Origin of the sequence: Ruminococcus sp. RTP21204st1_B2_RTP21204_210225 (assembly GCF_040914135.1) — a bacterium.
Taxonomy (GTDB): Bacteria; Bacillota; Clostridia; order Oscillospirales; family Ruminococcaceae; genus Hominimerdicola; species Hominimerdicola aceti.
Window position 1 is genome coordinate 1 of the sequence record NZ_JBCPGA010000113.1, and the last position, 1,545, is coordinate 1,545.

General features: G+C 44.4%; 1 protein-coding gene. It reads left to right on the forward strand.

The features are described 5' to 3' along the window. Positions 1–26: 26 nt before the first annotated feature. Positions 27–1,545, forward strand: a 1,519-nt coding sequence (locus AB5123_RS14305; protein WP_368364997.1) for a VirB4 family type IV secretion system protein, incomplete at its 3' end; no start/stop codon positions are given.

Genomic DNA, 1,545 nt, shown 5'->3' on the forward strand with positions numbered 1-1,545 from the left:
GGAATTGGATTTGGAGGGAAAAACAGATGAGAAGTAGAAAGCAAAAGAAAAAAGAACTGTCAGAAGAACAGCTTGAGGTCATCGATACAAAGGACTTTTTTGACCGCATTTCACCGGGCATTATACGCTTTTACACAGATCACTACATCTGCGGAAACAGTTTCAGATGCGTCTGGGCTGTGACTGAGTATCCGCCGAGCACAGAAGAAACTGCTATTCTTGCTCACCTTGCGGACAGAAACGGCGTTACGCTGAGGATATATGACAGACTTGTTACCGCCGCAGAACAGCGAAAGATCGTGCAGCAGGCAATGAGGAAAAATCATATGATGACGACTGTAAATGATGTGAACGAGAGCATAAAGGCTCAGGATAACATAAATGATGTGGTGGAGCTGATAAGCGAACTACGCAGAAACAAAGAACCTTTACTGCACACAGCTGTTTTTATTGAGCTAAAAGCAAGCTCTGAGGACAAGCTGAAAGAACTGCAGGCTGATATTCAAATGGAACTGACACGTTCCAAAATATCCGTTGACCGTTTGCTTTTGCGTCAGAAAGAGGGGTTCTTGTCTGTTCATCCTGCGGGCAATAACGTGTTTGCAAGTCAGTTTGAACGTGTTCTTCCTGCAAGTTCTGTGGCTGATCTTTATCCTCTGAATTATTCAGGAAAGACCGACAAAAACGGATTCTATATCGGCAGAGATAAGTACGGCAGCAATGTGCTTGTGGACTTCGACAGACGTACCGAGGACAAGACAAACAGCAATATTCTCATTCTCGGCAACAGCGGTCAGGGTAAGTCGTACTTGATGAAGCTTTTGCTGTGCAATCAGCGTGAGGCAGGCAAATCTATCCTCTGTTTAGACCCGGAAGCCGAGTACCATGACCTTTGTTCAAATCTCGGCGGCACCTACATTGACATGATGTCGGGTGAGTATATGATCAATCCTCTTGAACCGAAAGCATGGGGTGACGGCGACAGAGCGGATTCCGATTCGCCCGAAGCGTTCCGCAAGGTCACCCGACTTAGTCAGCACATCAGCTATCTCAAGGATTTTTTCAGAGCGTACAAGGACTTCACAGACGCAGAGATAGATACGATCGAAATTATGCTGATGAAGCTGTACGCAAGATTCGGCATAGATGATTTTACGGATTTCAGTACGCAGAAAAACGAGGATTATCCGATTATGAGCGATCTATACGAACTCATAGAAAAGGAATTTATGGCATTCGATCACGAGAAGAAACATCTCTATACCGAAGAAATGTTACAGAACATCTGTCTTGGACTGCACAGTATGTGCAAAGGAGCAGAGTCGAAGTACTTCAACGGATGCACCAACATCAAGAACGGCGAGTTTATCTGTTTCGGAGTAAAAGGTCTTATGGATACAAACAAACGGCTGAAAGATACTCTGCTGTTCAACATCTTGTCATATATGTCTGATCAGCTTTTAGGCAGGGGAAATACTGTTGCGGCAGTTGATGAGCTGTATTTATTCCTCACTAATATGACGGCGATAGAATATATTCGTAACG